Annotated in this window: 25 protein-coding genes; 7 read left to right on the forward strand and 18 right to left on the reverse strand. The window is 71.9% G+C overall.

What is annotated here, in order from left to right; translation table 11 throughout:
• Nucleotides 1-143: 143 nt before the first annotated feature.
• From IRX98_RS00005 to mgrA, 6 genes are all read right to left on the reverse strand, one after another.
• Complete coding sequence (locus tag IRX98_RS00005) at nt 144-755, reverse strand: nucleotidyltransferase domain-containing protein (RefSeq protein ID WP_224273016.1); 612 nt, start codon at nt 753-755, stop codon at nt 144-146.
• 32 nt (nt 756-787) lie between these two features.
• Nucleotides 788-1,825, reverse strand: a complete 1,038-nt coding sequence (locus IRX98_RS00010) for a GNAT family N-acetyltransferase (RefSeq protein ID WP_224273017.1) — start codon at nt 1,823-1,825, stop codon at nt 788-790.
• A complete protein-coding gene (locus IRX98_RS00015; protein ID WP_224273018.1) occupies nt 1,822-3,501 on the reverse strand; it encodes an ABC-F family ATP-binding cassette domain-containing protein in 1,680 nt (559 codons plus the stop codon). The genes IRX98_RS00010 and IRX98_RS00015 overlap by 4 nt, the downstream gene beginning before the upstream one ends.
• Before the next feature lie 42 nt (nt 3,502-3,543).
• Nucleotides 3,544-4,287 (reverse strand): N-acetyltransferase, encoded by a 744-nt coding sequence (locus tag IRX98_RS00020; RefSeq protein ID WP_224273019.1) that lies wholly within the window; start codon nt 4,285-4,287, stop codon nt 3,544-3,546.
• Nucleotides 4,288-4,436: 149 nt separating this feature from the next.
• On the reverse strand, nt 4,437-5,819 hold the full coding sequence (locus tag IRX98_RS00025) for an FAD-dependent oxidoreductase (RefSeq protein ID WP_224273020.1): 1,383 nt from the start codon (nt 5,817-5,819) through the stop codon (nt 4,437-4,439).
• A complete protein-coding gene (gene mgrA / locus IRX98_RS00030; protein WP_224273021.1) occupies nt 5,816-6,847 on the reverse strand; it encodes an L-glyceraldehyde 3-phosphate reductase in 1,032 nt (343 codons plus the stop codon). Before mgrA ends, IRX98_RS00025 begins: the two co-directional genes overlap by 4 nt.
• Before the next feature lie 62 nt (nt 6,848-6,909).
• On the opposite strand from mgrA, the gene IRX98_RS22925 reads away from it, so the two are divergent.
• Nucleotides 6,910-7,632, forward strand: coding sequence for a class E sortase (locus tag IRX98_RS22925; RefSeq protein ID WP_224273022.1), 723 nt, complete (start codon nt 6,910-6,912; stop codon nt 7,630-7,632).
• Here IRX98_RS22925 and IRX98_RS00040 read toward each other — a convergent pair.
• Both IRX98_RS00040 and truA read right to left on the reverse strand, forming a co-directional pair.
• Nucleotides 7,629-8,231, reverse strand: a complete 603-nt coding sequence (locus IRX98_RS00040) for a class I SAM-dependent methyltransferase (RefSeq protein WP_224273024.1) — start codon at nt 8,229-8,231, stop codon at nt 7,629-7,631. The genes IRX98_RS22925 and IRX98_RS00040 overlap by 4 nt on opposite strands.
• On the reverse strand, nt 8,224-9,060 hold the full coding sequence (truA, locus tag IRX98_RS00045) for a tRNA pseudouridine(38-40) synthase TruA (RefSeq protein ID WP_224273025.1): 837 nt from the start codon (nt 9,058-9,060) through the stop codon (nt 8,224-8,226). Before truA ends, IRX98_RS00040 begins: the two co-directional genes overlap by 8 nt.
• Before the next feature lie 43 nt (nt 9,061-9,103).
• Between truA and IRX98_RS00050 the strand changes: the two genes are divergently transcribed.
• The 6 genes from IRX98_RS00050 (at nt 9,104) to IRX98_RS00075 (ending at nt 12,765) form a co-directional block, all read left to right on the forward strand.
• On the forward strand, nt 9,104-9,625 hold the full coding sequence (locus IRX98_RS00050) for a hypothetical protein (protein ID WP_224273026.1): 522 nt from the start codon (nt 9,104-9,106) through the stop codon (nt 9,623-9,625).
• Between the two features lie 83 nt (nt 9,626-9,708).
• On the forward strand, nt 9,709-10,071 hold the full coding sequence (locus IRX98_RS00055; protein ID WP_224273027.1) for an ArsR/SmtB family transcription factor: 363 nt from the start codon (nt 9,709-9,711) through the stop codon (nt 10,069-10,071).
• Complete coding sequence (locus IRX98_RS00060; RefSeq protein ID WP_224273028.1) at nt 10,068-10,583, forward strand: SRPBCC domain-containing protein; 516 nt, start codon at nt 10,068-10,070, stop codon at nt 10,581-10,583. The genes IRX98_RS00055 and IRX98_RS00060 overlap by 4 nt, the downstream gene beginning before the upstream one ends.
• Complete coding sequence (locus IRX98_RS00065; RefSeq protein WP_224273029.1) at nt 10,583-11,161, forward strand: maleylpyruvate isomerase family mycothiol-dependent enzyme; 579 nt, start codon at nt 10,583-10,585, stop codon at nt 11,159-11,161. The genes IRX98_RS00060 and IRX98_RS00065 overlap by 1 nt, the downstream gene beginning before the upstream one ends.
• Nucleotides 11,158-11,757 carry a dihydrofolate reductase family protein gene (locus IRX98_RS00070; protein WP_224273030.1) on the forward strand — a complete coding sequence of 200 codons (600 nt, stop codon included), beginning with the start codon at nt 11,158-11,160 and terminating at the stop codon, nt 11,755-11,757. The genes IRX98_RS00065 and IRX98_RS00070 overlap by 4 nt, the downstream gene beginning before the upstream one ends.
• A 51-nt stretch (nt 11,758-11,808) precedes the next feature.
• Nucleotides 11,809-12,765, forward strand: coding sequence for a ketopantoate reductase family protein (locus IRX98_RS00075; RefSeq protein WP_224273031.1), 957 nt, complete (start codon nt 11,809-11,811; stop codon nt 12,763-12,765).
• A 67-nt stretch (nt 12,766-12,832) separates the two neighbouring features.
• Here IRX98_RS00075 and rplQ read toward each other — a convergent pair whose 3' ends face one another.
• The 10 genes from rplQ to IRX98_RS00125 all read right to left on the reverse strand — a co-directional run bounded on the left by rplQ (nt 12,833) and on the right by IRX98_RS00125 (nt 21,492).
• Entirely contained in the window at nt 12,833-13,408 is a 576-nt protein-coding gene (gene rplQ / locus IRX98_RS00080; protein WP_224273033.1) for a 50S ribosomal protein L17, read from the reverse strand.
• 99 nt (nt 13,409-13,507) lie between these two features.
• Nucleotides 13,508-14,524 carry a DNA-directed RNA polymerase subunit alpha gene (locus tag IRX98_RS00085; protein WP_056599781.1) on the reverse strand — a complete coding sequence of 339 codons (1,017 nt, stop codon included), beginning with the start codon at nt 14,522-14,524 and terminating at the stop codon, nt 13,508-13,510.
• A 127-nt stretch (nt 14,525-14,651) separates the two neighbouring features.
• Nucleotides 14,652-15,260 carry a 30S ribosomal protein S4 gene (gene rpsD, locus IRX98_RS00090; protein WP_224273035.1) on the reverse strand — a complete coding sequence of 203 codons (609 nt, stop codon included), beginning with the start codon at nt 15,258-15,260 and terminating at the stop codon, nt 14,652-14,654.
• A gap of 30 nt (nt 15,261-15,290) precedes the next feature.
• On the reverse strand, nt 15,291-15,686 hold the full coding sequence (rpsK, locus tag IRX98_RS00095; RefSeq protein WP_010831742.1) for a 30S ribosomal protein S11: 396 nt from the start codon (nt 15,684-15,686) through the stop codon (nt 15,291-15,293).
• Nucleotides 15,687-15,756: 70 nt separating this feature from the next.
• On the reverse strand, nt 15,757-16,131 hold the full coding sequence (gene rpsM / locus IRX98_RS00100) for a 30S ribosomal protein S13 (RefSeq protein WP_056599771.1): 375 nt from the start codon (nt 16,129-16,131) through the stop codon (nt 15,757-15,759).
• Between the two features lie 154 nt (nt 16,132-16,285).
• A complete protein-coding gene (rpmJ, locus tag IRX98_RS00105) occupies nt 16,286-16,399 on the reverse strand; it encodes a 50S ribosomal protein L36 (RefSeq protein ID WP_038272979.1) in 114 nt (37 codons plus the stop codon).
• Between the two features lie 32 nt (nt 16,400-16,431).
• Nucleotides 16,432-16,653 (reverse strand): translation initiation factor IF-1, encoded by a 222-nt coding sequence (gene infA / locus IRX98_RS00110; protein WP_056599768.1) that lies wholly within the window; start codon nt 16,651-16,653, stop codon nt 16,432-16,434.
• Nucleotides 16,654-16,875: 222 nt separating this feature from the next.
• Nucleotides 16,876-19,338, reverse strand: coding sequence for a transglutaminase-like domain-containing protein (locus tag IRX98_RS00115; RefSeq protein WP_224273037.1), 2,463 nt, complete (start codon nt 19,336-19,338; stop codon nt 16,876-16,878).
• Nucleotides 19,335-20,513, reverse strand: a complete 1,179-nt coding sequence (locus IRX98_RS00120) for a DUF58 domain-containing protein (RefSeq protein WP_224273039.1) — start codon at nt 20,511-20,513, stop codon at nt 19,335-19,337. Before IRX98_RS00120 ends, IRX98_RS00115 begins: the two co-directional genes overlap by 4 nt.
• 7 nt (nt 20,514-20,520) lie before the next feature.
• Nucleotides 20,521-21,492 (reverse strand): AAA family ATPase, encoded by a 972-nt coding sequence (locus tag IRX98_RS00125; RefSeq protein WP_224273041.1) that lies wholly within the window; start codon nt 21,490-21,492, stop codon nt 20,521-20,523.
• Nucleotides 21,493-21,534: the final 42 nt, after the last annotated feature.

The following is a 21,534-nucleotide window of genomic DNA, read 5'->3' on the forward strand; positions in this document are numbered from 1 at the left end:
GTCGCGGCCAAGCTGAACCGCCGCCCCCGCAAGACCCTGAGCTGGCAAACTCCCGCACAAGCCCTCGACGACCTACTGTCGAACCCACCAAAACCAACCGGTGTTGCATCCACCGCTTGAATCCACCTGACCGCACAACGAGGTCAGAGCTCGTGGAGCCAGGGATGGTCCGGGTGGACGGCGCGCAGGCAGTCCCGCAGCCACGTGCGCGCCGAGGGCTCGAGCAGCGCTGCGCACGCGTCGAAGTCGGCTTGGTCCTGCGGCCGCAACGCCCTCGCCTTGTGCAGGAGCTGCACCTCGGGCCGGAGGTAGGTGATGCCGTCACGGACCCACAGGATCTCCGCCAGCGGCAGGCTGATCCGGGAGTCCCGCTTGAAGGTCCAGGTCGTCCGCGTGGTGCTCATCAGGATGACGTCGTACTCCCACGGGTCGGCACCGCTGCGGCGCAGCCAGAGGTTCTCGCACGTGTCCGTCAGCGGGGCAGCCCCCTCGACCAGCGGACGCAGCCTGCCCTCGTCGGCCTCCCACACGTCGAGGCGTCCGACGAGGTGGCGGCGGAGGGCGCCGACGTCGGAGCGAGGGATGCTGGGGTCGACGTCGCCGTGCTCCCGCGCGATGCCGGTGAACGCCTCGATGGCCCAGCCCCCGGCGATCCACCACGGGCCTTCGTAGCCGTCGAGGAGCGCGGCTGCGTCCTCCGGCGTACGACGCAGCCATGGGCCGTAGAGGCGGACGATCTCGTCGTGGTCGGGCACCGGACGCACGGTAGCCGGATCGATCCGCCCCGTCAGCCAAGCCGCTTCTGGAAGTCCCCCAGGAAGGCGACCGGACGGAAGCCCAGGGCCTCGTTGACGCCGATCATGTGCGTGTTGACCTCAGCGTTGTACGTCGTCAGCCGCACGATGTCGGGCCGTTCGCGCTGGAGCAGCTGCAGGTTGGCGACCTTGACGGCCACACCGAGGCGGTGGCCGCGGTCGCGACGGCGTACGAGCGTGCCCCACTGATAGGCGCGCCCCGGCTCGTGGACCGTGGTCGCGAGGTCGGTGTAGGCGACGACGGTGCCGTCGACGTCCAGCGCGACGGTGTTGTACTTCGTCCGGCCCTGCCTCGCGAGCGTCGCCTCGCGCTCGCGCACCACCTCGACGCTGACGGTCTCCGGCTCGAGGTCGAGCTCCCCGGTCGGCGCCTCGGTGGCCAGGCTCGAGGTCAGCTCCGCCCAGCCGACGACCAGGTCGTCGGGGACCGGCCCGACCCACGAGCGCAGGGTGTACGCCGCGTGGGCGCGCGCCGCGTCGTCCGCGAGCCCGGCCAGCAGGGTCTCCTCGACCGGCAGCCGCAGCTCGCGCTGGACCTCCGACAGGGCCAGGTCGTAGCCGTGGGCGCCGGCGAACTCCGGACCGGAGGCCCCTGCCCCGTCCGAGCCGAGCGAGGGCTCCCAGCCGACCAGACCGGTCAGGACCCTCCGTCCGCGGGCGACGGCGGCCGCCTCCAGGACGTCGAGGACCCTGGTCCCCAGCCCGCGGCGGCGCGCGGACGGGAGCACGTGCACCGCCAGCTCGGCCAGCTCGGTGTTGTCGAGCAGGGGCGTCCGCATCCAGCCCACCGCGACGACCTCGTCGTCGAGGATCCCCGACCAGCCGCCGGACCAGGCCGCCGTGCCGGGGTGCTGCATCAGCGCCCGGATCTCCTCGAGCTGCCACACGCTCGCGACGTCGCCGAGCTCGTGCCGCTCGGCCGCCGCGTAGACGTGGTGCCAGGCCGCGAACGCGGCGTCGTCGTGGACGTCGAGCTCCCGCACCTCGAGGCCCGCGGGTCGTGTGCTCATCGCGACCGCGCCACCCGTCCCTCGTCCCACACGGGGCCGTCGGACTCGTAGACCTCGCCGTCGGCGCCGTAGACCAGGAACCGGTCGAAGCCGCGGGCGAACCAGCGATCGTGGGTGACCGCGAGCACGGTGCCCTCGAAGGCCTCGAGCCCGGCCTCCAGCGCCTCGGCGGACTGCACGTCGAGGTTGTCGGTCGGCTCGTCGAGCAGGAGCAGGGTCGCGCCGGACAGCTCGAGCAGCAGGATCTGGAAGCGCGCCTGCTGGCCGCCGCTGAGCGACTCGAACCGCTGCTCGCCGGCGTGCGCGAGCTCGTAGCGGTCGAGCACCCGGCTCGCCGCCTCGCGGCCCATCCCGTCGCGGTGCTCGTCGCCGCGGTGCAGGATCTCCAGCAGGGTGCGCCCGACCAGCTCGGGGTGCTCGTGGGTCTGCACGAACCACCCCGGTCGCACCCGCGCGCCGAGCTTGGCGTTTCCGGTGTGCGGCACCGGCACGGGAGGTACGCCGACGGGCTGGTGCTCGACGTCGGGGTCGCTGCCGCCGGCGGCCAGGAGCCGCAGGAAGTGCGACTTGCCGGAGCCGTTGGAGCCGAGCACGGCCACCCGCTCGCCGTACCAGACCTCGAGGTCGAACGGCCGCATCAGCCCGGACAGCTCGAGATCGGTGCACACGACGGCGCGCTTGCCGGTGCGGCCACCCTTGAGGCGCATCGTCACCTGCTGCTCGCGCGGCTGCTCGACCGGCGGACCGGCGTCCTCGAACTTCTTCAGCCGCGTCTGGGCGGCGCGGTACTGGCTGGACATGCCGTCGTTGTACTCCGACTTGATCTTCAGCCGGAGCACGAGCGCCTTGATCTTCGCGTGCTCCTCGTCCCAGCGACGACGCATCTCCTCGAAGCGCTCGAAGCGGTCCTTGCGCGCCTCGTGGTAGCTCGCGAAGCCGCCCGGGTGGGTCCACACGAGGTTGCCGGCGCTGCCGAGCTCGACGGTCACGATGCGGGTCGCGGTGTTGTCGAGCAGCTCGCGGTCGTGGCTGATGAAGAGGATCGTCTTGGCCGACTCCCGGATCCGGCCCTCGAGCCAGATCTTGCCGGGGACGTCGAGGTAGTTGTCCGGCTCGTCGAGCAGGAGCACCTGGTCGGGCCCGCGCAGGAGGTACTCCAGCACGAGCCGCTTCTGCTCACCGCCCGACAGCGTGCTGAGCAGGCGGTGGCGGGCGCGGTCGAAGGGCAGACCCATGGAGGCGGTGGTGCACACGTCCCAGGTCACCTCGACGTCGTAGCCGCCTGCGTCGGCGTACTCCGACAGCGCGGTGGCGTAGGCCATCTGGGTGCGCTCGTCGTCGGTGTCCATCAACGCGAGCTCGGCGGCGTCGACCGCCGCAGCCGCGGTGCGCACCCGCGGCGGGGCCACCGACAGCAGCAGGTCGTGGACGGTCTCGTCACCACCTCCGTGGCCGACGAACTGGCGCATCACGCCCAGCCCGCCCGAGCGCGTCACGACGCCCGCGTGGGGGGTGAGGTCCCCGGTGACGATGCGCAGCAGGGTGGTCTTGCCCGCCCCGTTGGCGCCGACGAGGGCGACCTTCTGGCCGTCGCCGACACGGAAGCTGACGTCATCGAGCAGCACCCGCCCGTCCGGCAGCTCGTAACGCACTCCAGCGACATCCACGTGACCCACGAGAAGGAATTCTCCCCTGTCCCTGGTCGCCGCGTCTCGTGGTTATCGCCCCGCTGCGCCGGTGGGGTGCCGGACCCACACGTTGGGCTCGACGTAGACGGCCGTGCCGTGCTCGGCGTCGCACATCACCGGCGCCAGGGCCCCGGGCACCACGACGGGGCCCGTGGTGTCGAAGGGCAGCCCGGTCCACTCGCGCCACTCCTCCACGGTGCCGGGGATGACCATCGAGCGGGCGCACACCCGGTCGATGCGCCCGCCGGCCCGCACGTGGACCCGCAGCCACGGGTCGACCGGGAGGCCGTCGGCGCGGGTGCGCAGGGCGTACGTCGCCATCGGCTCACCGACGTCGGCCTTGCCGTTGGGGCGCACCGGCGCGAGCAGCTCGCCGAAGCCGAGCCGGGCGGCGTTGTCCCGCAGTGCGGCGACGATGCGACCCGAGAGGCCGGCGCCCTGGAGCTCCGGCACGATGGCGATCTCCACCGCGGAGCAGGCGTTCGGCTCCTCACCCCAGAGCCGGGTGAGCAGCCCGCTGCGGATCGCGAAGTCCCAGCCGGCGTCGGGCAGCTCGCCCTCCGGCAGCACGAAGGGCACGGAGTGCGCCTTGGCGACCATCCGACCCGTCGCGTCGAGGCAGACCAGGACGAAGTCGGCGAACTCCTCCAGCGAGGCGTAGTAGCCGTTGCCGACCGGGTCGTGCTTCATGAACTCCGGCCACGACGTCTCCATGTCCCAGAAGACGTCCATGAGCTCCGGGCGCTCGGCCAGCGTGACGATCTCGAGGTCCATGGCGGGCATTCTCCGCACCGGTCGGCCGCACTGCCACCGACTTGTCAGGGACTCCCGCAGGTTGTCAGGCCTTGCAAGGGCCGACAACCTGCGCGATCACCGGCCAGCCGGGGATCCCTCAGGGGCTCGGCCGCACTGCCACCGAGTTGTCAGAGCCGCTCGGCCACCCGGCGCGCCGCCACCTGGAGGACCTCCCACGCCGTCGCGAAGGGCGGCGCGTAGGCGAGGTCCATCCACGCGAGGTCGTCGACCGATCCCCCGTGCCACAGCACCGCAGCCGCGGCGTCGATCCGCTTGCCCGCGCCGCGGCCACCGACGACCTGCACCCCGAGCAGCCGACGGCTCGTCCGGTCCGCCATCACCCAGATGGCGATCGGGTCCGCCTCGGGCATGTAGCCACTGGCGGTGCTGCCCTCCGTGACCAGCACGACCGGGTCGTACCCGGCCACGTCCGCGTCGGCGCGCGACAGCCCGGTGCGGGCGACCTCGATGTGCACCTCGTCGAAGGCGAAGCGGGTGATCGAGGTGTCGACCATCCCGTCGAAGGACAGCGACCCGCCGGCAAGGGTGTCGCCGAGCGCACGGCCGTGCTTGGTGGCGTACGTCCCGAGCGGGCGGAACACCCACGCGCCGTCGATGCGCCGCCGCACCTCGCAGCAGTCGCCGGCGGCCCAGACGTGCTCGGCCACCCGCCCGTGCGGGTCCGGTCGCAGCGCTCCGTTGTCCGCCATCTCCAGCCCGGAGCCTGCGAGGAAGTCCGTCGCGGGACGTACGCCGATCGCCAGCACGACGAGGTCGGCCTCACGGCTCCCGCCGTCCCAGCGCACGCCCGTCACCCGGCCGTCCTCGGTGTCGAGGCCGGTCACCTCGGCGCCCAGCACGACCTCCGCGCCCGCCTCGCACAGCGCGACGTCGACGCGCTCGGCCATCTCGTCCTCGAGCATCGACATGCCCCGCCCACGGGTCAGGACGGTGACGCCGAAGCCGTGGCGCATGGCGGCCTCGGCCACCTCGACCCCGACGTAGCCGGCACCCACGACCACCACGTGGGCGCCGTCGCCGGCCTCGGCGAAGCGCTCGAGCCAGGCCGCGCCGTCGTCGAGCGTCTTCACCGTGCCCACTCCGTCGTACGTCGTCCCGTCGGGGCGCAGCGCCCAGTCGGGCACGACGGCCGGTGCGCCGGTGGCGACGACGAGCTCGTCCCAGGCCACCTCCTCGCCGCCGGCCAGCGTCACGGTGCGGCCCGCCAGGTCCGCCGCGACCACCTCGGCACCCAGGCGCAGGTCGATGCCCGACTCGCGGTGCGCGTCGGCGGTGCGCGCAACGAGCTCGTCGCCCGAGTCGACGTCGCCGGCCATCCAGTAGGGGATGCCGCAGGCGCTGTAGGAGGTGTGGGAGCCCTTGTCGAGCACGGTGATCGCAAGGTCGTTGCCGAGCTTCGCGGCGGTGCGCAGCGCCTGGTGGGCGGCCGACATCCCGGCCGCGTCGGCCCCGACCACGACGACGCGCGTGGCCTCGCTCCGGTCGCTCACTCCTCGGTCTGCTTCGCCCAGAGGTTGATGCCGGACTCGACGGCGTGGCGGTCGATCTCGGCGAGCTCGTCGTCGGTGAGCGGCGGGCCCGACAGCGCGTCGAGGTTTGCGTCGAGCTGCTCGACGCTCGAGGCGCCGATCACGGCGCTGGTGACCCGGTCGTCGCGCAGCACCCACTGGAGCGCGAGCTGGGCGAGCTTCTGCCCGCGGCGCTCGGCGATGCCGTTGAGGGCACGCACCCGGGCGAGGACGTCGTCGTCGAGACCGGTCACGGTGGAGTCCTCGCGTGCGGCACGGGAGTCCGGGGGCACCCCGTCGAGGTAGCGGTCGGTGAGCAGGCCCTGCGCCAGCGCGGTGAAGGCGATGCAGCCCATCCTTTGCTCCTCGAGCTCGTCGAGCAGACCGTCCTCGACCCAGCGGTTGAGCATCGAGTAGGACGGCTGGTGGATGAGCAGCGGTGTGCCGAGCTCACGGGCGATCGTGGCCGCCTCGCGGGTCTTCTCCGGCGAGTAGGACGAGATGCCGGCGTAGAGCGCGCGCCCCGAGCGCACCGCGGTGTCGAGCGCCGCCACCGTCTCCTCGACCGGGGTGTCGGGGTCGAAGCGGTGGCTGTAGAAGATGTCGACGTAGTCGAGCCCGAGCCGGCCCAGCGACTGGTCGAGGGACGCCAGCACGTGCTTGCGCGCTCCGCCGCCCTGGCCGTAGGGACCGGGCCACATGTCCCAGCCGGCCTTGGTGGAGATGACCAGCTCGTCGCGGTGCGACTTGAAGTCGTCGGCGAGGTAGCGCCCGACGTTCTCCTCGGCCCGGCCGTAGGGCGGGCCGTAGTTGTTGGCGAGGTCGAAGTGCGTCACACCGCGGTCGAAGGCGCGGCGCAGGATCGCGCGCTGCACCTCCTCCGGGCGGTCGGTGCCGAAGTTCTGCCACAGCCCGAGCGAGAGGGCCGGCAGCCTCAGTCCGCTGCGGCCGGTGCGGCGGTAGTGCATGCCCGTGCGGTCGTACCTGTCCTCCGCTGCCACGTATGCCATGGCCCCATCCTGCCCGGTCCACGGTGGGCCGCCGCTCCCACCGCCGGCGTACCGTCGACGTCGTGGAAGCCAGGTCCGCGCTCCTCCTCGCCGCGACGGTCGTCGTGGCGACAGCGGGGTGCGCCGCACCGGAGCCGCGGTCATCCGCGCCCGCCGAGAGGCGTACGCCGTCCGCGACGACCCCGACGCCCACCCCGACCCCGAGCGCCACCTCCACCCCCACCCCCACCCCGACTCCCTCCGCCTCGCCCTCTCCCGAGGCGCAGACCCCCGAGCCACGCAGGTCGTTCGTCTCCATCCCCGAGCTGGGCATGAGCGACTTCCCGGTCGTGCGCTATCCCGGGTCGCCGGACGACGCGCCCGGCACCGCGCTGCAGAACGCCGGCGAGATGGCGTCCCCCCGCGGCCCGCGCGGTGGGGTCGGTCCCGGCGAGGTCGGCAACTTCATCGTCACCGGCCACCGCCTGAGCGGCACCGCTCCCCTGCGCTACTCACCCTCGCTGCGCCGCGGCGACCGGATCAGCGTCCGCAGCGGCGACACCGTCTTCGTCTACGAGGTGCGCCGCACCCGGTGGACGTCGTTCCGCGAGCCCGCGTCGCTGCGTGCCCAGCGGGCCGAGGTCCCGGGGCGACCGGGCGAGACTGCGACGCGGGCGATGATCACGCTGTCCACCTGCGCGACGCTCGAGGACCACGCGGTGGGCAACTACTGGTCCGACGAGTTCGACAACCCCGAGCACCGCATCGACAAGATCGGCGTGCTCGTGGCGACGCGTCCCGCCTAGGCCCGGCCCCGCCGGGTCTCGAGCACGCGGAAACCCTTGTGGCTGGCCAGCCGCTCGGTCGGCCAGCCCTGCTCGGTGAGCCAGCGCTGCATCGAGTCGCCGCCGAGGTTCTTGCCGATCACCATGACCATCCGGCCGTTCGGCGCGAGCCGGGGCAGCCAGGTGAGCAGCAGCTCGCGCAGCGCCTCCTTGCCGATGCGGATCGGCGGGTTGGACCAGATCTCGTCGAAGACCTGGTCGCTGGGCACCTGGTCGGGCAGGCACGCCACGAAGCGCGAGGCCACGCCGGCCGCGCGGGCGTTGTCGTTGGCCAGCAGCAGCGCCCGCTCGTTGACGTCGACGCCGATGACCGAGGCCAGCGGCACCGCGCTGGCGATCGCCAGCCCGATGACGCCGTAGCCGCACCCGAGGTCGAGGAACTGGCCCTGAACCGGCGGCTCGAGCTCCCTGAAGAGCACGGCGGTCGCGTGGTCGAGGTGGCCGCGGCTGAAGACGCCCGAGCCCGTGTCGATCGTCAGCTCGTGGCCCCACAGGTCGGCGGTGAAGGACTCCCGCTCGAAGGGCACCGCAGGGTCGGCGGAGAAGTAGTGCTCAGGCATCGATCGCCTCTCGTCGGGCTCGGGCGCGCTCGGCCTGGGCGGCCAGCTCGTCGTCGTCGGGGTAGCCGACCTCCTCCAGCGTGAGGCCGTGCGCGTGGACGACCCGAACCCCCTGGTCGCGGCGCCGGCCGGCCAGCACCTCGGCCGGCCACGAGGCCGGCCGGCGGCCCTCGCCGACGGCGATGAGGCTGCCGACGAGCGCGCGGACCATGTTGTGGCAGAACGCGTCGGCCCGCACGGTGCCGACCGCGAGGCCGGCCTCGTCGCGGCGCCACGTGAGGTCGAGCAGCGTCCTCACCGTGGTTGCACCCTCCCGCTGCTTGCAGAAGGACGCGAAGTCCTGGAGACCGACCAGCGGCGCAGAGGCGGCGTTCATCTCGTCGAGGTCGAGGCGGCGCCCCCACGTCAGGACGTGGTGGCGGACGAGCGGGTCTCCCAGCTCCTGCGCGTCCGCGATCCGGTAGGCGTAGCGGCGCCAGGTCGCGGAGAACCTCGCGTCGAAGCCGTCGGCTGCCTCACGGACCCGGCGCACGCGCACGTCATCGGGGAGGATGCCGTCGACACGGCGGGCCAGCGCGTCCAGCGGCGCGTCGCTCGCGCGACCGGCGGACGCCTCGACGACCTCACGGTCGACGTCGAGGTGCACCACCTGGCCGCGGGCGTGCACGCCGGCGTCGGTGCGACCGGCGACCGTGACCCGCACCCGCTCCAGCCGGAGAGCGGTGGCGAACGCCGCCTCCAGCTCGCCCTGGACCGTACGCCGCCCCGGCTGGGCCGCCCACCCGGAGAAGTCGGTGCCGTCGTAGGCACAGTCGATCCGCAGGCGCACGCCCCGATCCTAGGTGCAGCCCCGGGGCCGGTCCCAGCCGCGCATGGCCAGCAGCGGGAACGGCACCTACGCTGGTCGCCTGATGATGTTCCGCACCCCGCGTCGCCTCGCCGCCCTGCTGCTCGTCCTCCCGCTCTCGATGGCGGGAGCCCTGCCGACGTCCGCGACGGCGTACGCCTCCACGGCCGCGACCGCGACGGACACCGACGGCGACGGCGTGCCCGACACCGGCGACGGCTGCCCCACCGTGCCCGCCGGCAACCCGACGGGCTGTCCGACGGTGTCCCGCAAGGCGTCGCTGACCTGGCTGGACGGCAGGCAGCGCCTCCAGGTCCGGGTCACGTCCGCGGAGAAGGCGTGCGTCGCCCGCGCGCGCATCGTCGTGTGGCGGGTGCGTCCGAACCGCGACTTCAAGGTCGCCGGCGCCAACGTCTCCTTCTCCGGCCGGGCCCGGTTCAAGGTGCCCCGGCGGGCGAGCTACTACGTGTCGGTCTCGCCGTCCTACAGCCCCGGAGTCGCCGAGTGCGGTCGCGCCACGTCGCGCACGGTCCGCGTGCCTCGCTGACCCTTCTTCAACCATTTGGTTGACAAGACGTCGACGCCGTTCTACGTTGTTGTCAACCAATCAGTTGACGACAAGGACGAACCGTGGCCGACCAGCTCTCCCGCGTCTTCGCCGCCCTGGCCGACCCGACCCGCCGCGACATGGTGGCCCGCCTCACCGAGGCCGACCACACCGTCGGCGACCTGGCCGCGCCGTACGACGTCAGCCTCCAGGCCGTCTCCAAGCACCTGAAGGTGCTCGAGGACGCCGGGCTGGTGACCCGCACCCGGGAGGCCCAGCGCCGACCGGTCCACCTGGAAGCCGAGGTGCTCGACCTCATGACGAAGTGGATCGAGCGCTACCGCCGCCGGGCCGAGGAGCGCTTCGCAGCGCTCGACGGGGTGCTCGCGCAGATGCAGGACGACGAGCAGCCCCACCCCACCCAGCAGGAAGGAACCGCATCATGAGCACCGTGCAGGACCCGCAGACCCGCTACCCCGAGGCCGCCATCGTCGCCGACGAGCACGTGCCGGCCATCCACATCTGGCGCGACTTCGCCGCCACCCCCGCCCAGCTCTTCCGCGCGCACACCGACCCCGAGCTGTTCGCCCGGTGGATCGGCCCGGTGGACGTCGGCGCCGACATCACCCACTGGGACGCGCGCGACGGCGGCAGCTGGACCTACACCGCCCGGGGCAGCGACGGACGCGAGGACTTCGCGACCTCGTTCCGCGGCTGCTTCCACACCGTGCGCGAGGACCGGATCGTCCAGACCTTCACGTGGGAGGGCATGCCCGACGGCGTGGCGCTCGAGACGATGACCTTCGAGGACCTCGGCGACGGCGGCACCCGCCTCCACGCGGTCAGCCTGTGCGACTCGTTCGAGGACCGCGACGCGTGGCTGCGCAGCGGGATGGAGGTCGGCGTCAACGACGGCTACGCCGCGGTCGACCGGATGCTCGCCGACGGCACGCTCTGATGTCCCTGCCGGACTCCCCTGCGGCTCGGCACGCGTCGGTCGCAGCCGGCTTCTCCCGCATCGCCGAGGGCACTACCGACTGGTCCGCGCCCACGCCGGTCGACGGCTGGACCGCCATGGACGTCGTCGACCACCTCGTCACCTGGTTCGGCGGGTTCCTCGCCTCCGGCGGCATCGACCTCCCCGCCGGACCGCCGGTCGCCGACGACCCGGTCGCCGCCTGGCACCATCACGCCTCGGGCGTGCAGGCCCTGCTCGACGAGCGCGGAGACGAGACGTTCACCCATCCCCTCGCCGGGACGAGCCCCCTGGCCGAGGCGGTGGACCGGTTCTACACCGCCGACGTCTTCATGCACTCCTGGGACCTCGCCCGTGCCGGCGGTCTGCAGCCCGACCTCGACGAGGGCTTCGCCGCGCAGATGCTCCAGGGCATGCGGCCCGTCGAGGCGATGCTCCGCGACTCGGGGCAGTACGGACCCGCCGTACCCGTGCCCGACGACGCACCCGCCGTCGAGCAGCTGATGGGCTTCGTCGGGCGCGATCCCGGCTGGCAACCGTCGGCGAGGAGCACGGCATGAGCACCGTCGTGCTCCACGCCGTCGTCTCGGTGGACGGCTACGTCGCCGACCTGCACGACGACCCGGGTCCGCTGTTCGACTGGTACTTCAACGGCGACCACCCCCTGGCGGCACAGGACATGGCCGATCCGGCTCCGGGCGGCCTCCGGGTGTCGCGGACGTCGTACGACCACGTGAGGTCCCAGTGGGACGCCACGGGGTGCATGGTGATCGGCCGACGGCTCTTCGACATCACCAACGGGTGGGAGGGCCGGCCGCCGACCGGCCACCACGTGGTCGTGGTGTCCCACCGCCCGCGGCCCGACGGGTGGCATCCCGAAGCGGCGTACCACTTCGTCGACGACGTGTCCGCCGCGCTCAGCACCGCGCGGGAGCTCGCCGGCGACGCCACGGTCGCGGTCGCGGCCGGGGACGTGGGCGGCCAAGCACTCGCCCTGGGGCTGGTCGACGAGGTGGCGATGGACGTCGCGCCTGTCGTGCTGGGCACCGGCAGGCCGTTCTTCGGCTCCCTCGACGCCCCGCACCTGCTCGAGGACCCGCACGTCGTCATCCAGGGCGACCGGGTGCTGCACCTGAGGTTCCGCGTCCGCCGCTGAGCAGGCGGGCTGGCACCCGGCAAGCACCCCACGTCCTCGTAGGGTCGGGTCATGAAGTACGTCGTCTACGGCGCCGGCGCGGTCGGTGGGGTCATCGGCGGCCACCTCCACCTCGCCGGCCTCCCGGTCACCCTCGTCGCCCGCGGCGCGCACCTGGCTGCGATCCGCTCCGACGGGCTCGTGCTCGACGCCGGCGACGGCCGCCGCCGCATCGACGCCCCCGCCACCGACACCGCTGCGGACGTGGACTGGAGCTCCGACACGGTGGTCGTCCTGGCGGTGAAGTCACACCAGGCGCACGAGGCGCTCGCCGACCTGCGCCGCCACGCGCCCGACGACGTGGTGCTCGTCTGCGCCACCAACGGCATCGCCACCGAGACGGCCGCGCTGCGCCTCTTCGCACGGACGTACGCCGTGTGCGTGATGCTCCCCGCCACCCACCTCGAGCCGGGAGTCGTGGTCGCGGGGTGCCACCCCACCCCGGCCATCCTCGACATCGGCCGCATTCCTGCGGGCACCGACGCGACCACGGCCGCCGTGGCCGCCGACCTGCGTGCGGCCGGCATCGCCTCCGAGGAGCGCCTCGACATCATGGCGTGGAAGCGCCGCAAGCTCCTGATGAACCTCGGCAACGGGATCGACGCCTCCTTCGCCCAGGGCGGTGCCGCTGACGACCTGGCCGAGCGGGCCGAGGCCGAGGGCGAGCGGGTGCTCGCTGCCGCCGGCCTGTCCTTCGTCACGGCCGACGAGGACCGCGAGCGTCGCGGCTCGATCCTCCAGCGCCGCACCGCCCTCGAGCGCCGCGGGGGCTCGACGTGGCAGAGCCTGAGCCGCGGCACCGGCGACTCCGAGATCGACTACCTCGCCGGTGAGATCGTCCTGCTCGGGCGCCTCCACGACGTCCCCACCCCGGTCAACGAGGCCGTGGTCGCTGCGACCCGCTCCCTGGCGTACGCCGGCGCCGAGCCGCGCAGCCTCGACGCCGCCGAGGTCCTGCGCGCCCTCTGACTCCGGCCAGACGCACGAAGGCCCGCCACCCCGGTGGGGTGACGGGCCTCGCGATGGTGCGTGGAGATCAGGCCTTGGACTCGTCCTCGGCAGCCTCGGCAGCGGCCTCGTGCTCGGCGGCAGCGGCCTCGTGCTCCTCAGCAGCAGCCTCGTGGGCCTCGGCCGCGGCCTCGTGCTCCTCGGCGGCGGTGGCGTCGGTGGTCTCCTCGACCTCCGACTCCTCGGCGGCGGGCGCCGGAGCGGCAGCGGTCTCGTTCTTCTTGGTCGAGGGCGCCTTGGGGCTGTAGGCCTCGGTCACCAGCTCGATGATCGCCATGGGGGCGTTGTCGCCCTTGCGGGGGCCGATCTTGGTGATGCGGGTGTAGCCACCGGGACGCTCGGCGAAGGTCGGCGCGATCTCGGTGAACAGCGTGTGGACGACCGACTTGTCGCGGATGGTCTTGAGGACCTCACGACGGTTGTGCAGGTCGCCACGCTTGGCCTTGGTGATCAGCTTCTCCGCGACCGGGCGCAGCAGGCGCGCACGGGTCTCGGTGGTGGTGATCCGACCGTGCTCGAACAGGGCCGTGGCCAGGTTCGACAGCATCAGGCGCTGGTGGGCCGGGCTACCGCCGAGGCGGGGGCCCTTCTTGGGCTTGGGCATGGAGTGCCTTCTTTCTCTCGGGCCGTGTCAGGTACCCGGGTAGACGGCCGACGCGTGTCGGCCGGTTTCGGTGGAGTCCGACCCGGAGGTCGGAGGAGGTCAGAGCTGCTCGTCCTCGATGAACGCATCGTCGTCGTCGTCGCCGTAGGCGGCGAGGGCGGCGTGCGGGTCGAAGCCGGGCGCGCTGTCCTTGAGCGAGAGACCCATCTCGACGAGCTTGGCCTTCACCTCGTCGATGGACTTGGCGCCGAAGTTGCGGATGTCGAGCAGGTCCTGCTCCGAGCGCGAGATGAGCTCGCCCACGGTGTGGATGCCCTCGCGCTTGAGGCAGTTGTAGCTGCGGACCGTGAGCTGCAGGTCCTCGACCGGCAGGGCCAGGTCGGCGGCGAGCTGCTCGTCGACGGGCGACGGGCCGATGTCGATGCCCTCGGCCTCGACGTTGAGCTCGCGGGCCAGGCCGAAGAGCTCGACGAGCGTCTTGCCGGCCGAGGCGATCGCGTCGCGGGGACGGATCGACGGCTTGGTCTCGACGTCGATGACGAGCTTGTCGAAGTCGGTGCGCTGCTCGACTCGGGTGGCCTCGACCTTGTAGGTGACCTTCAGCACGGGGCTGTAGATCGAGTCGACCGGCATGCGGCCGATCTCGTTGTCGGCACCCTTGTTCTGCACGGCGGAGACGTAGCCGCGGCCACGCTCGACGACGAGCTCCATCTCCAGCTTGCCCTTGTCGGACAGCGTGGCGATCTTGAGCTCGGGGTTGTGCACCTCGACACCGGCGGGCGGGGTGATGTCGGCGGCGGTGACGTCACCGGCACCGGACTTGCGGAGGTACATCACGACCGGCTCGTCGTGCTCGGAGGAGACGACGATGCCCTTGAGGTTGAGGATGATCTCGGTCATGTCCTCGGTGACGCCCTCGATGGTCGAGAACTCGTGGAGGACGGAGTCGACCTTGATGCTGGTGACCGAGGCACCCGGGATCGAGCTGAGGAGCGTACGACGCAGCGAGTTGCCGAGCGTGTAGCCGAAGCCGGGCTCGAGGGGCTCGATGACGAACCGCGAACGGAACTCGTCGACGGTCTCTTCCGTGAGGGTCGGGCGCTGAGCGATAAGCACGGAGTTTTTCCTTTCCGGATCCACCCGCTATATGACGGATCCGAACATGGTGAGGAGGGCGGAGAAGAGGAGTGGGAAGAGGGGCGTCGGTGGCCGCCCGAGCGATCGGACGGCCACCGACGGTGACTCACTTCTTGGAGTAGTACTCGACGATGAGCTGCTCCTGGACCGGCACGTCGATCTGTGCGCGGACCGGGACCTGGTGCACGAGGATGCGCATCCGCGAGGGGATGACCTCCATCCACGCGGGCGTCACGCGCTCGCCGTGGGTCTCACGGGCCACGATCAGCGGCGTGAGCTCGAGGGACTTCTCGCGCACGTCGACGATGTCGTGGTCGGTGACCTGGTAGGACGGGATGTCGACCTTCTTGCCGTTGACCAGGAAGTGGCCGTGCACGACGAGCTGGCGGGCCTGGCGACGCGTACGGGCGAAGCCGGCGCGGTAGACCACGTTGTCGAGGCGGCACTCGAGGAGCTGCAGCAGGTTGTCGCCGGTCTTGCCCTGGCGACGGCTGGCTTCCTTGTAGTAGCGGACGAACTGCTTCTCCATCACGCCGTAGGTGAAGCGAGCCTTCTGCTTCTCCTGGAGCTGCGAGCGGTACTCGCTCTCCTTGATGCGCGCCCGGCCGTGCTGGCCGGGGGCGTAGGGGCGCTTCTCGAAGGCGGCGTCGCCGCCGACGAGGTCGACACCGAGACGGCGCGACTTGCGGGTCATGGGGCCGGTGTAGCGGGCCATGTCAGTCTCTCTTTCTCAGTCTCGGGTCGGTCAGACGCGGCGGCGCTTGGGCGGCCGGCATCCGTTGTGGGGGGTGGGCGTGACGTCCTGGATGGTGCCGACCTCGAGGCCGATGGCACCCAGCGAACGGATCGCGGTCTCGCGGCCCGACCCCGGACCCTTGACGAAGACGTCGATCTTCTTCATGCCGTGGTCCATGGCGCGGCGGCCGGCGGCCTCCGCAGCCATCTGCGCGGCGAAGGGGGTGGACTTGCGCGAGCCCTTGAAGCCGACGGTGCCGGCAGAGGCCCACGAGATCACGGCGCCGGTGGGGTCCGTGATGGTGACGATGGTGTTGTTGAACGTGCTCTTGATGTGGGCTTCGCCCTGAGCGATGTTCTTCTTCTCCTTGCGGCGGACCTTGGTCGCGCGGCTCTTGGGAGGCATTCACTAACTCCTGATGAGGTCTGGTCTGGAAGCTTCTGGGAAGTGGGCGGTGATCAGCGCAGGGCGCCGATCACTTCGCCTTCTTCTTGCCGGCGACGGTGCGCTTCGGGCCCTTGCGGGTGCGCGCGTTGGTCTTGGTGCGCTGACCGCGGACCGGGAGGCCCATGCGGTGGCGGCGACCCTGGTAGCTGCCGATCTCGATCTTGCGGCGGATGTCCGCCTGGACCTCACGTCGGAGGTCACCCTCGATCTTGAAGTTGGCTTCGATCTCGTCGCGAAGCTTGACCAGCTCCTCGTCACCGAGCGTGTGGACCCGGGCGTTCGGGTCGACGCCGGTGGCAGCGAGCAGCTGCTGGGCGCGGGTACGGCCGATGCCGTAGATGTAGGTGAGGGCGATCTCGATGCGCTTGTCGCGCGGGAGGTCAACACCAACGAGGCGTGCCATGTGGCGGTTTCCTTGTCTGTTCTCGCTGTGGTTTCTGGTCGTGTCGCGTCCCATCCCGCCTCGGGTGGGCTCCGGCCACTGCTCCGGAGGTGACTTCGGTCAGGTGGTGCCCGACCTAGCGATCACGTTGTGGTGTTTCAGTTGTGGGTCTTGCTCAGCCTTGGCGCTGCTTGTGGCGCGGGTTCTCGCAGATGACCATGACGCGTCCGTGACGGCGGATGACCTTGCACTTGTCACAGATGGCTTTGACGCTGGGGTTGACCTTCATGTCAACGAATCCTTGCTACTCGGCTGGGACTGTCACTTGTAGCGGTAGACGATCCGACCCCGGGTGAGGTCGTACGGCGAGAGCTCCACCACCACGCGGTCCTCGGGGAGGATCCGGATGTAGTGCTGGCGCATCTTGCCGCTGATGTGGGCGAGCACCTTGTGCCCGTTGGCCAGCTCCACGCGGAACATGGCATTGGGAAGGGCCTCCACGACGGTGCCCTCGATCTCGATCACGCCTTCTTTCTTCGGCATGTCCTCCACAATCTGTTGCAGTGCTGTTTGATGATGCTCGGTGTCTACCGGTGGCCCGGGAACCGCCCGGGCTCCCGCGAGCGGGTGTCCGGTGGACCTCGTGGGCGGATCCGCAGAGCCTCATCCCGGGCACGCGAGCGAGCCGTCTGGGACGAGTCGGTCGAGGTCCGGGCAGCCGCGAGGCGCCACGAAACACAGCCCACGTTGGGCCGACGAGCCAGTTTAGTCAGGCGCCCTGCGAGAACGCCAATCTGCGAGGCGCCGCACGCGTCCCAGCGCCGCGGCGACACGCCCGGACGCGGGGGCGCGGGTCGTCGACGTGGCGGTGTCCGGGTCGGACGCGGGGGCCGAGGACGTACGCCGCAGCGAGCGCAGGCTGATCGCGGCGCGCGCGCGCTGCCAGCGCCCGACCTCCTGCGACATCGCACGCCGTTCGGCGTCGACCGACTCCCAATAGGTCGCGGCGGCCGAGGCCTCCGGGACGCTGGGGCCGAAGACGAAGCTGTCCGCACGCCGCGCCAGGGCCCCGGCCTGGCCCGAGACGATGCCGGCGGACTGCTCGCGCCGGGTGACCGTCGGGCCGAGCGGGACGACCTGGCCGAGGTCCCGGGCGTGGTCGACCAGCTCGCGCCAGGCGCCGACGAAGCGCGCGGAGGGCGAGTCGGCGCTGCGGCGCCGGTGCCGACGCCACGCCTTGAGGCCGACGACCGCAGCCAGGAGCAGGACGAGGAGCAGCAGCGGGCCACCGACGTAGGTGACGATGATCCCCACCCACCCGGGCAGGTCGGCGATCAGGCCCTCGTCCTCCTCCTCGGCCTTCTTGCGGGTGGCCTTGCGCTCCTTGAGGTCGGCGTCGCTCTGCTCGCCGGCGTCGCTCGGCGGCGGGATGGGGTTGGGCGGCGGGATCACCGTGCCGGACATCGGGGTGTTGGTCTCCGGCACCTGGTCGGCCGGCGGCGTCCTCGACATGAAGGCGTCGGTGGGCAACGTCTTCCACGACCCGTCGGCCGCGCGCAGCTCGACCCATGCCGCGACCTCCTGGCCGGTGATGCGTCCGCCCTCGGGCACCTCGGCCCCGAGCACGACCCGCGCCGGGACTCCGATGTCGTTGGCGATCAGCGCCATCGTGGCGGCGTACTGCTCGTCGTTGCCGACGATCTGCGGGGCGTTGACGAACTCGTCGGACAGCCTGAACACGCTGTGCCCGGCGACGTAGACGCGCTCGGTGCGCCCGACCCCGTCGGAGTACTTGCCCTCGGTGCGCAGGTGCTCCGCGGCCGCCAGCACGCGGTCCATCGGGTCGGTGCCGGCCCCCTCGGTCCACTTCTCCGTCGGGCCCTGGATGAAGGAGGCGCCGGGAGGCAGCGGCCACGACTGCTCGGCGGAGCCGACCGTCTCGTCGGTCAGCTCGTCGTCGGGCTGCACGGCGGTGAAGGAGTAGGTGTCGCCGGGAGCGAGGCCGCTGGGGACCACCGCGGTGGACGTGGCGAGGTTGTAGCGGAAGATGTCGGCCTTGGCGCGCGCGTCGGCGGTCTCGAACCGCATCGACTGCAGCGCGCCCACGGTGGGGAGCCAGACTCCAGTCCAGCCCTCGCCGAGGGTGACGCTGACCTCGACCTCCTCGCCCTCGACGGGGTTGTCGATGGTCGAGGAGACGCGCTGGAAGGAGTCGTCGGCCGGACCGGGCAGCGCGTTGTCGCTCGCGCCCCACACCATGCCGTCGTAGCGGTCCATGATCGCGAAGCGCACCAGCGTCCCGGGCTCGACGCCGTCGACGTCGAGGAGGACCTTGTCGTAGACGTTGCCCGGCAGGTTGCGGCCCTGGAGGTCGATGTACTTGCGGAACCCGGCCAGTGGGGACGGGTAGCGGCCGATGTCGAAGGGCGGCTCGACCCAGTTGCGGGCCACCGCCCGCTCGTCGCCGACCCAGCCGCTCGCCGGGAGGGCAAGGCCCGCCGCGACGACCAGCATCGCGACCGCACCGGCACTGCGGAGCCACGACGTGGTGCCGCCCTGCACCGAGGCGCTCGCGCGGCGCGCGCGCAGCGCCAGCCACGCCAGCGCCAGCCCGGCGAAGACCGAGCCCTGGAGCAGCAGGGACTGGGGGTGGCGTACGCCGAGCACGATGGCGCCCGACAGCACGACGGTCATCCCGAGCACGGGCAGTGCCGCCGACAGCCACGCGCGCCGGACCGGGAGGTGGGCGAGAGCGAGGCCGACCAGCCCTGCGAGCAGGCCCGACATCCACGGCAGCACGAGCAGCGGACCGTCGCCGTCGACCGGCGGCAGGGTAGTGAGCAGGTCCTTCCAGCCGAAGACCGCCTGGTCGGCGACACGGGCCAGGGTCGTGGAGCCCGGGAGCACGGAGGTGTCGCCCAGCGAGCGCAGGCACAGCGGCCCGCCGAGCAGGAAGAACAGGCCCAGGCAGACCACCACGGCCGAGATGACGGGCCAGCCCGCGGCACGCGTCAGGTGGGTCACCACGACGGCGATGACGACGCCGAGCACGCCCACGACGAGGTACGCCGACCCGGTGAAGGAGGTGCCGAAGGCGGTGAGGGCGACGACCGCGAGGGCGATCGTGAACGCGATGTCGGTCCACGCATTCCGGTCGGGCAGGAGCGCGTGGGGACGCACCCGGGTGCGGGTCCCGGTGGCGCCGGAGCGTCGGGGGCTGTCCGTCATCGCACGCTCCATCGCAGCAAGCCGCCGAGGTCTTCCTTGGCGGCGAGGTGGAGGACGGGGAGGCCACCGGTCTCGGTGACCCGGCTGGTGCCGTCGGGCTCGACCACGATGCCGAAGCGGCGCACCTCCGGCGGGAACGCCGCGGCTGCGCGCAGGAGGTCGGTGAACTCCGTGGCGCTGCCACCGACGAAGAACGCCAGGCTGGTGTCGGGCGCGAGCATGCTGGCCTGGCGTCCGGACTCCACGACGCCACGCGGACCGAAGTCGGCGCGGCACACCGCGTCGAGGGCCAGGTGGCCGTCGGAGCCGGAGGAGGCGTGCGAGCCGCAGACGAACGAGACGTCGAACTCGTCGAGGACGGCGCGCACGGCGATGGACGCAGCGACCGCCATGGCGGTCTCGAAGTCCTCGGGGTCGCTCCACGACGCGAGCCGGTCGTCGACGACGATCGTGGCGTGGCTGCGCCGGGTGTCGAGGTACTGGCGCACCAGCAGGGCCGACTCCCCCGTCGACGCCATCACCTTGGCCGACGAGCGCCAGTGGATGTGGCGCAGGTCGTCACCGGGGACGTACTCGCGCAGCGCGTGGAAGGCGAGGTCGCTCTGGCTGACCGCGTCGGTCGAGACGCCCTCGAGGTCGCGCAGCAGGCCTGCGCCCAGCGACTCCATCGGCACCAGGTGCGGGCGCACGAGCACCTCGCGGACCGGCGTCCACACCACGTCGCGGGAGAAGACGCCGACCGGGTCGCCGCGCCGGGTCATCGCCGGCCCGACCGGGATCACGCCGCGCCGCTCGGTGCGGATGGTGAAGGACTCCTCGTGGGTGGCACCGGGCGCGAGCGAGGAGATGCCGTAGCGGTGGATGGCGGAGCCGACCGGCACCTCGAGCGTCGTCGGGACCAGGCGCGAGGACGCCCGGTTCGTCACCGCGACGCCGGCCGCCACGGACTCCCCCGCTGCCACCCGCTCGGGCTGCAGGCGCAGGTCGACCGCCACCGACGTCCTGCCGAGCAGGAACGGCAGTGCCAGCACCAGGAGGGCGAGGCACGCCACGGACAGCACGGCGAGCTCGCGCCACTGCGCGACCTCGGCGACGACGCCCGTGCCGAGCCCGATCACGAGGAGCAGCCAGCCGATCGGCCGAACGACCTCGAGTGCCTGGGTGATGCGCTTCATCGCCTCCTCAGGCCCCCACGCGGTCCGTCGGCGGCGCGACGGCGTCGAGCAGGCGCGAGATCACGGTCTGGACGTCGACCCCGCTGAACTGTGCCTCGGCGTCGAGCAGCACACGGTGCGAGAGCACCGGCTCGGCGAGGTCCTTGACGTCGTCGGGCACGACGTGGTCGCGGCCGTCCGCTGCCGCCCAGGTCTTGGCGACGCGGACCAGCGCGAGGCAGCCGCGGGCCGACAGGCCGAGCTTGACGTGGGGCTGGCGACGTGACTCCTCGGCCAGCTCGGCGACGTAGCCGATCACGGCCGGGTCGACGTAGACCTGGTCGGCCAGGCCGCTCATCTGGGCGATGGTCGCGGCCGTGATCACCGGGGTGACCAGGGATGCGCGGTCGCGCACCGCGGCGTTGTTGAGCAGCTCGACGGTGGCCTGCCGGTCGGGGTAGCCGATGGAGCTCTTCATCAGGAAGCGGTCCAGCTGGGCCTCGGGCAGGCGGTAGGTGCCTGCCTGCTCGATCGGGTTCTGGGTGGCGATCACCAGGAACGGCTTGCCCACCGGGTGCGCGACGCCGTCGACGGTGACGCGTCCTTCCTCCATCACCTCGAGCAACGCGGACTGGGTCTTGGGCGAGGCGCGGTTGATCTCGTCGGCCAGGACGATCGTGTGGAAGATCGGCCCGGGGTGGAACTCGAAGGTGCCTTTGTGCTGGTCGTAGACCGTGACGCCGGTGACGTCGGAGGGCAGCAGGTCGGGCGTGAACTGGATGCGCGCGTGACTGCCCTGCACCGTGTTGGCGAGGGCGCGGGCCAGCATCGTCTTGCCCGTGCCGGGGAAGTCCTCCAGCAGGATGTGGCCCTCCGAGAGCAGGCAGGTCAGCGCCAGGCGTACGACGTGGCGCTTGCCGAGCACGGCCTTCTCCATGTTGTCGGTGAGCTGGTCGAAGGTGGACTTGAACCACTCGGCCTGTTCGGGGCTGATCGTCATGCGTGGGGTCCTCTGCTGGTGGCGGGCTCGCGGTGCAGGCGT

This window comes from Nocardioides lacusdianchii (genome assembly GCF_020102855.1).
GTDB classification, from domain to species: Bacteria; Actinomycetota; Actinomycetes; order Propionibacteriales; family Nocardioidaceae; genus Nocardioides; species Nocardioides lacusdianchii.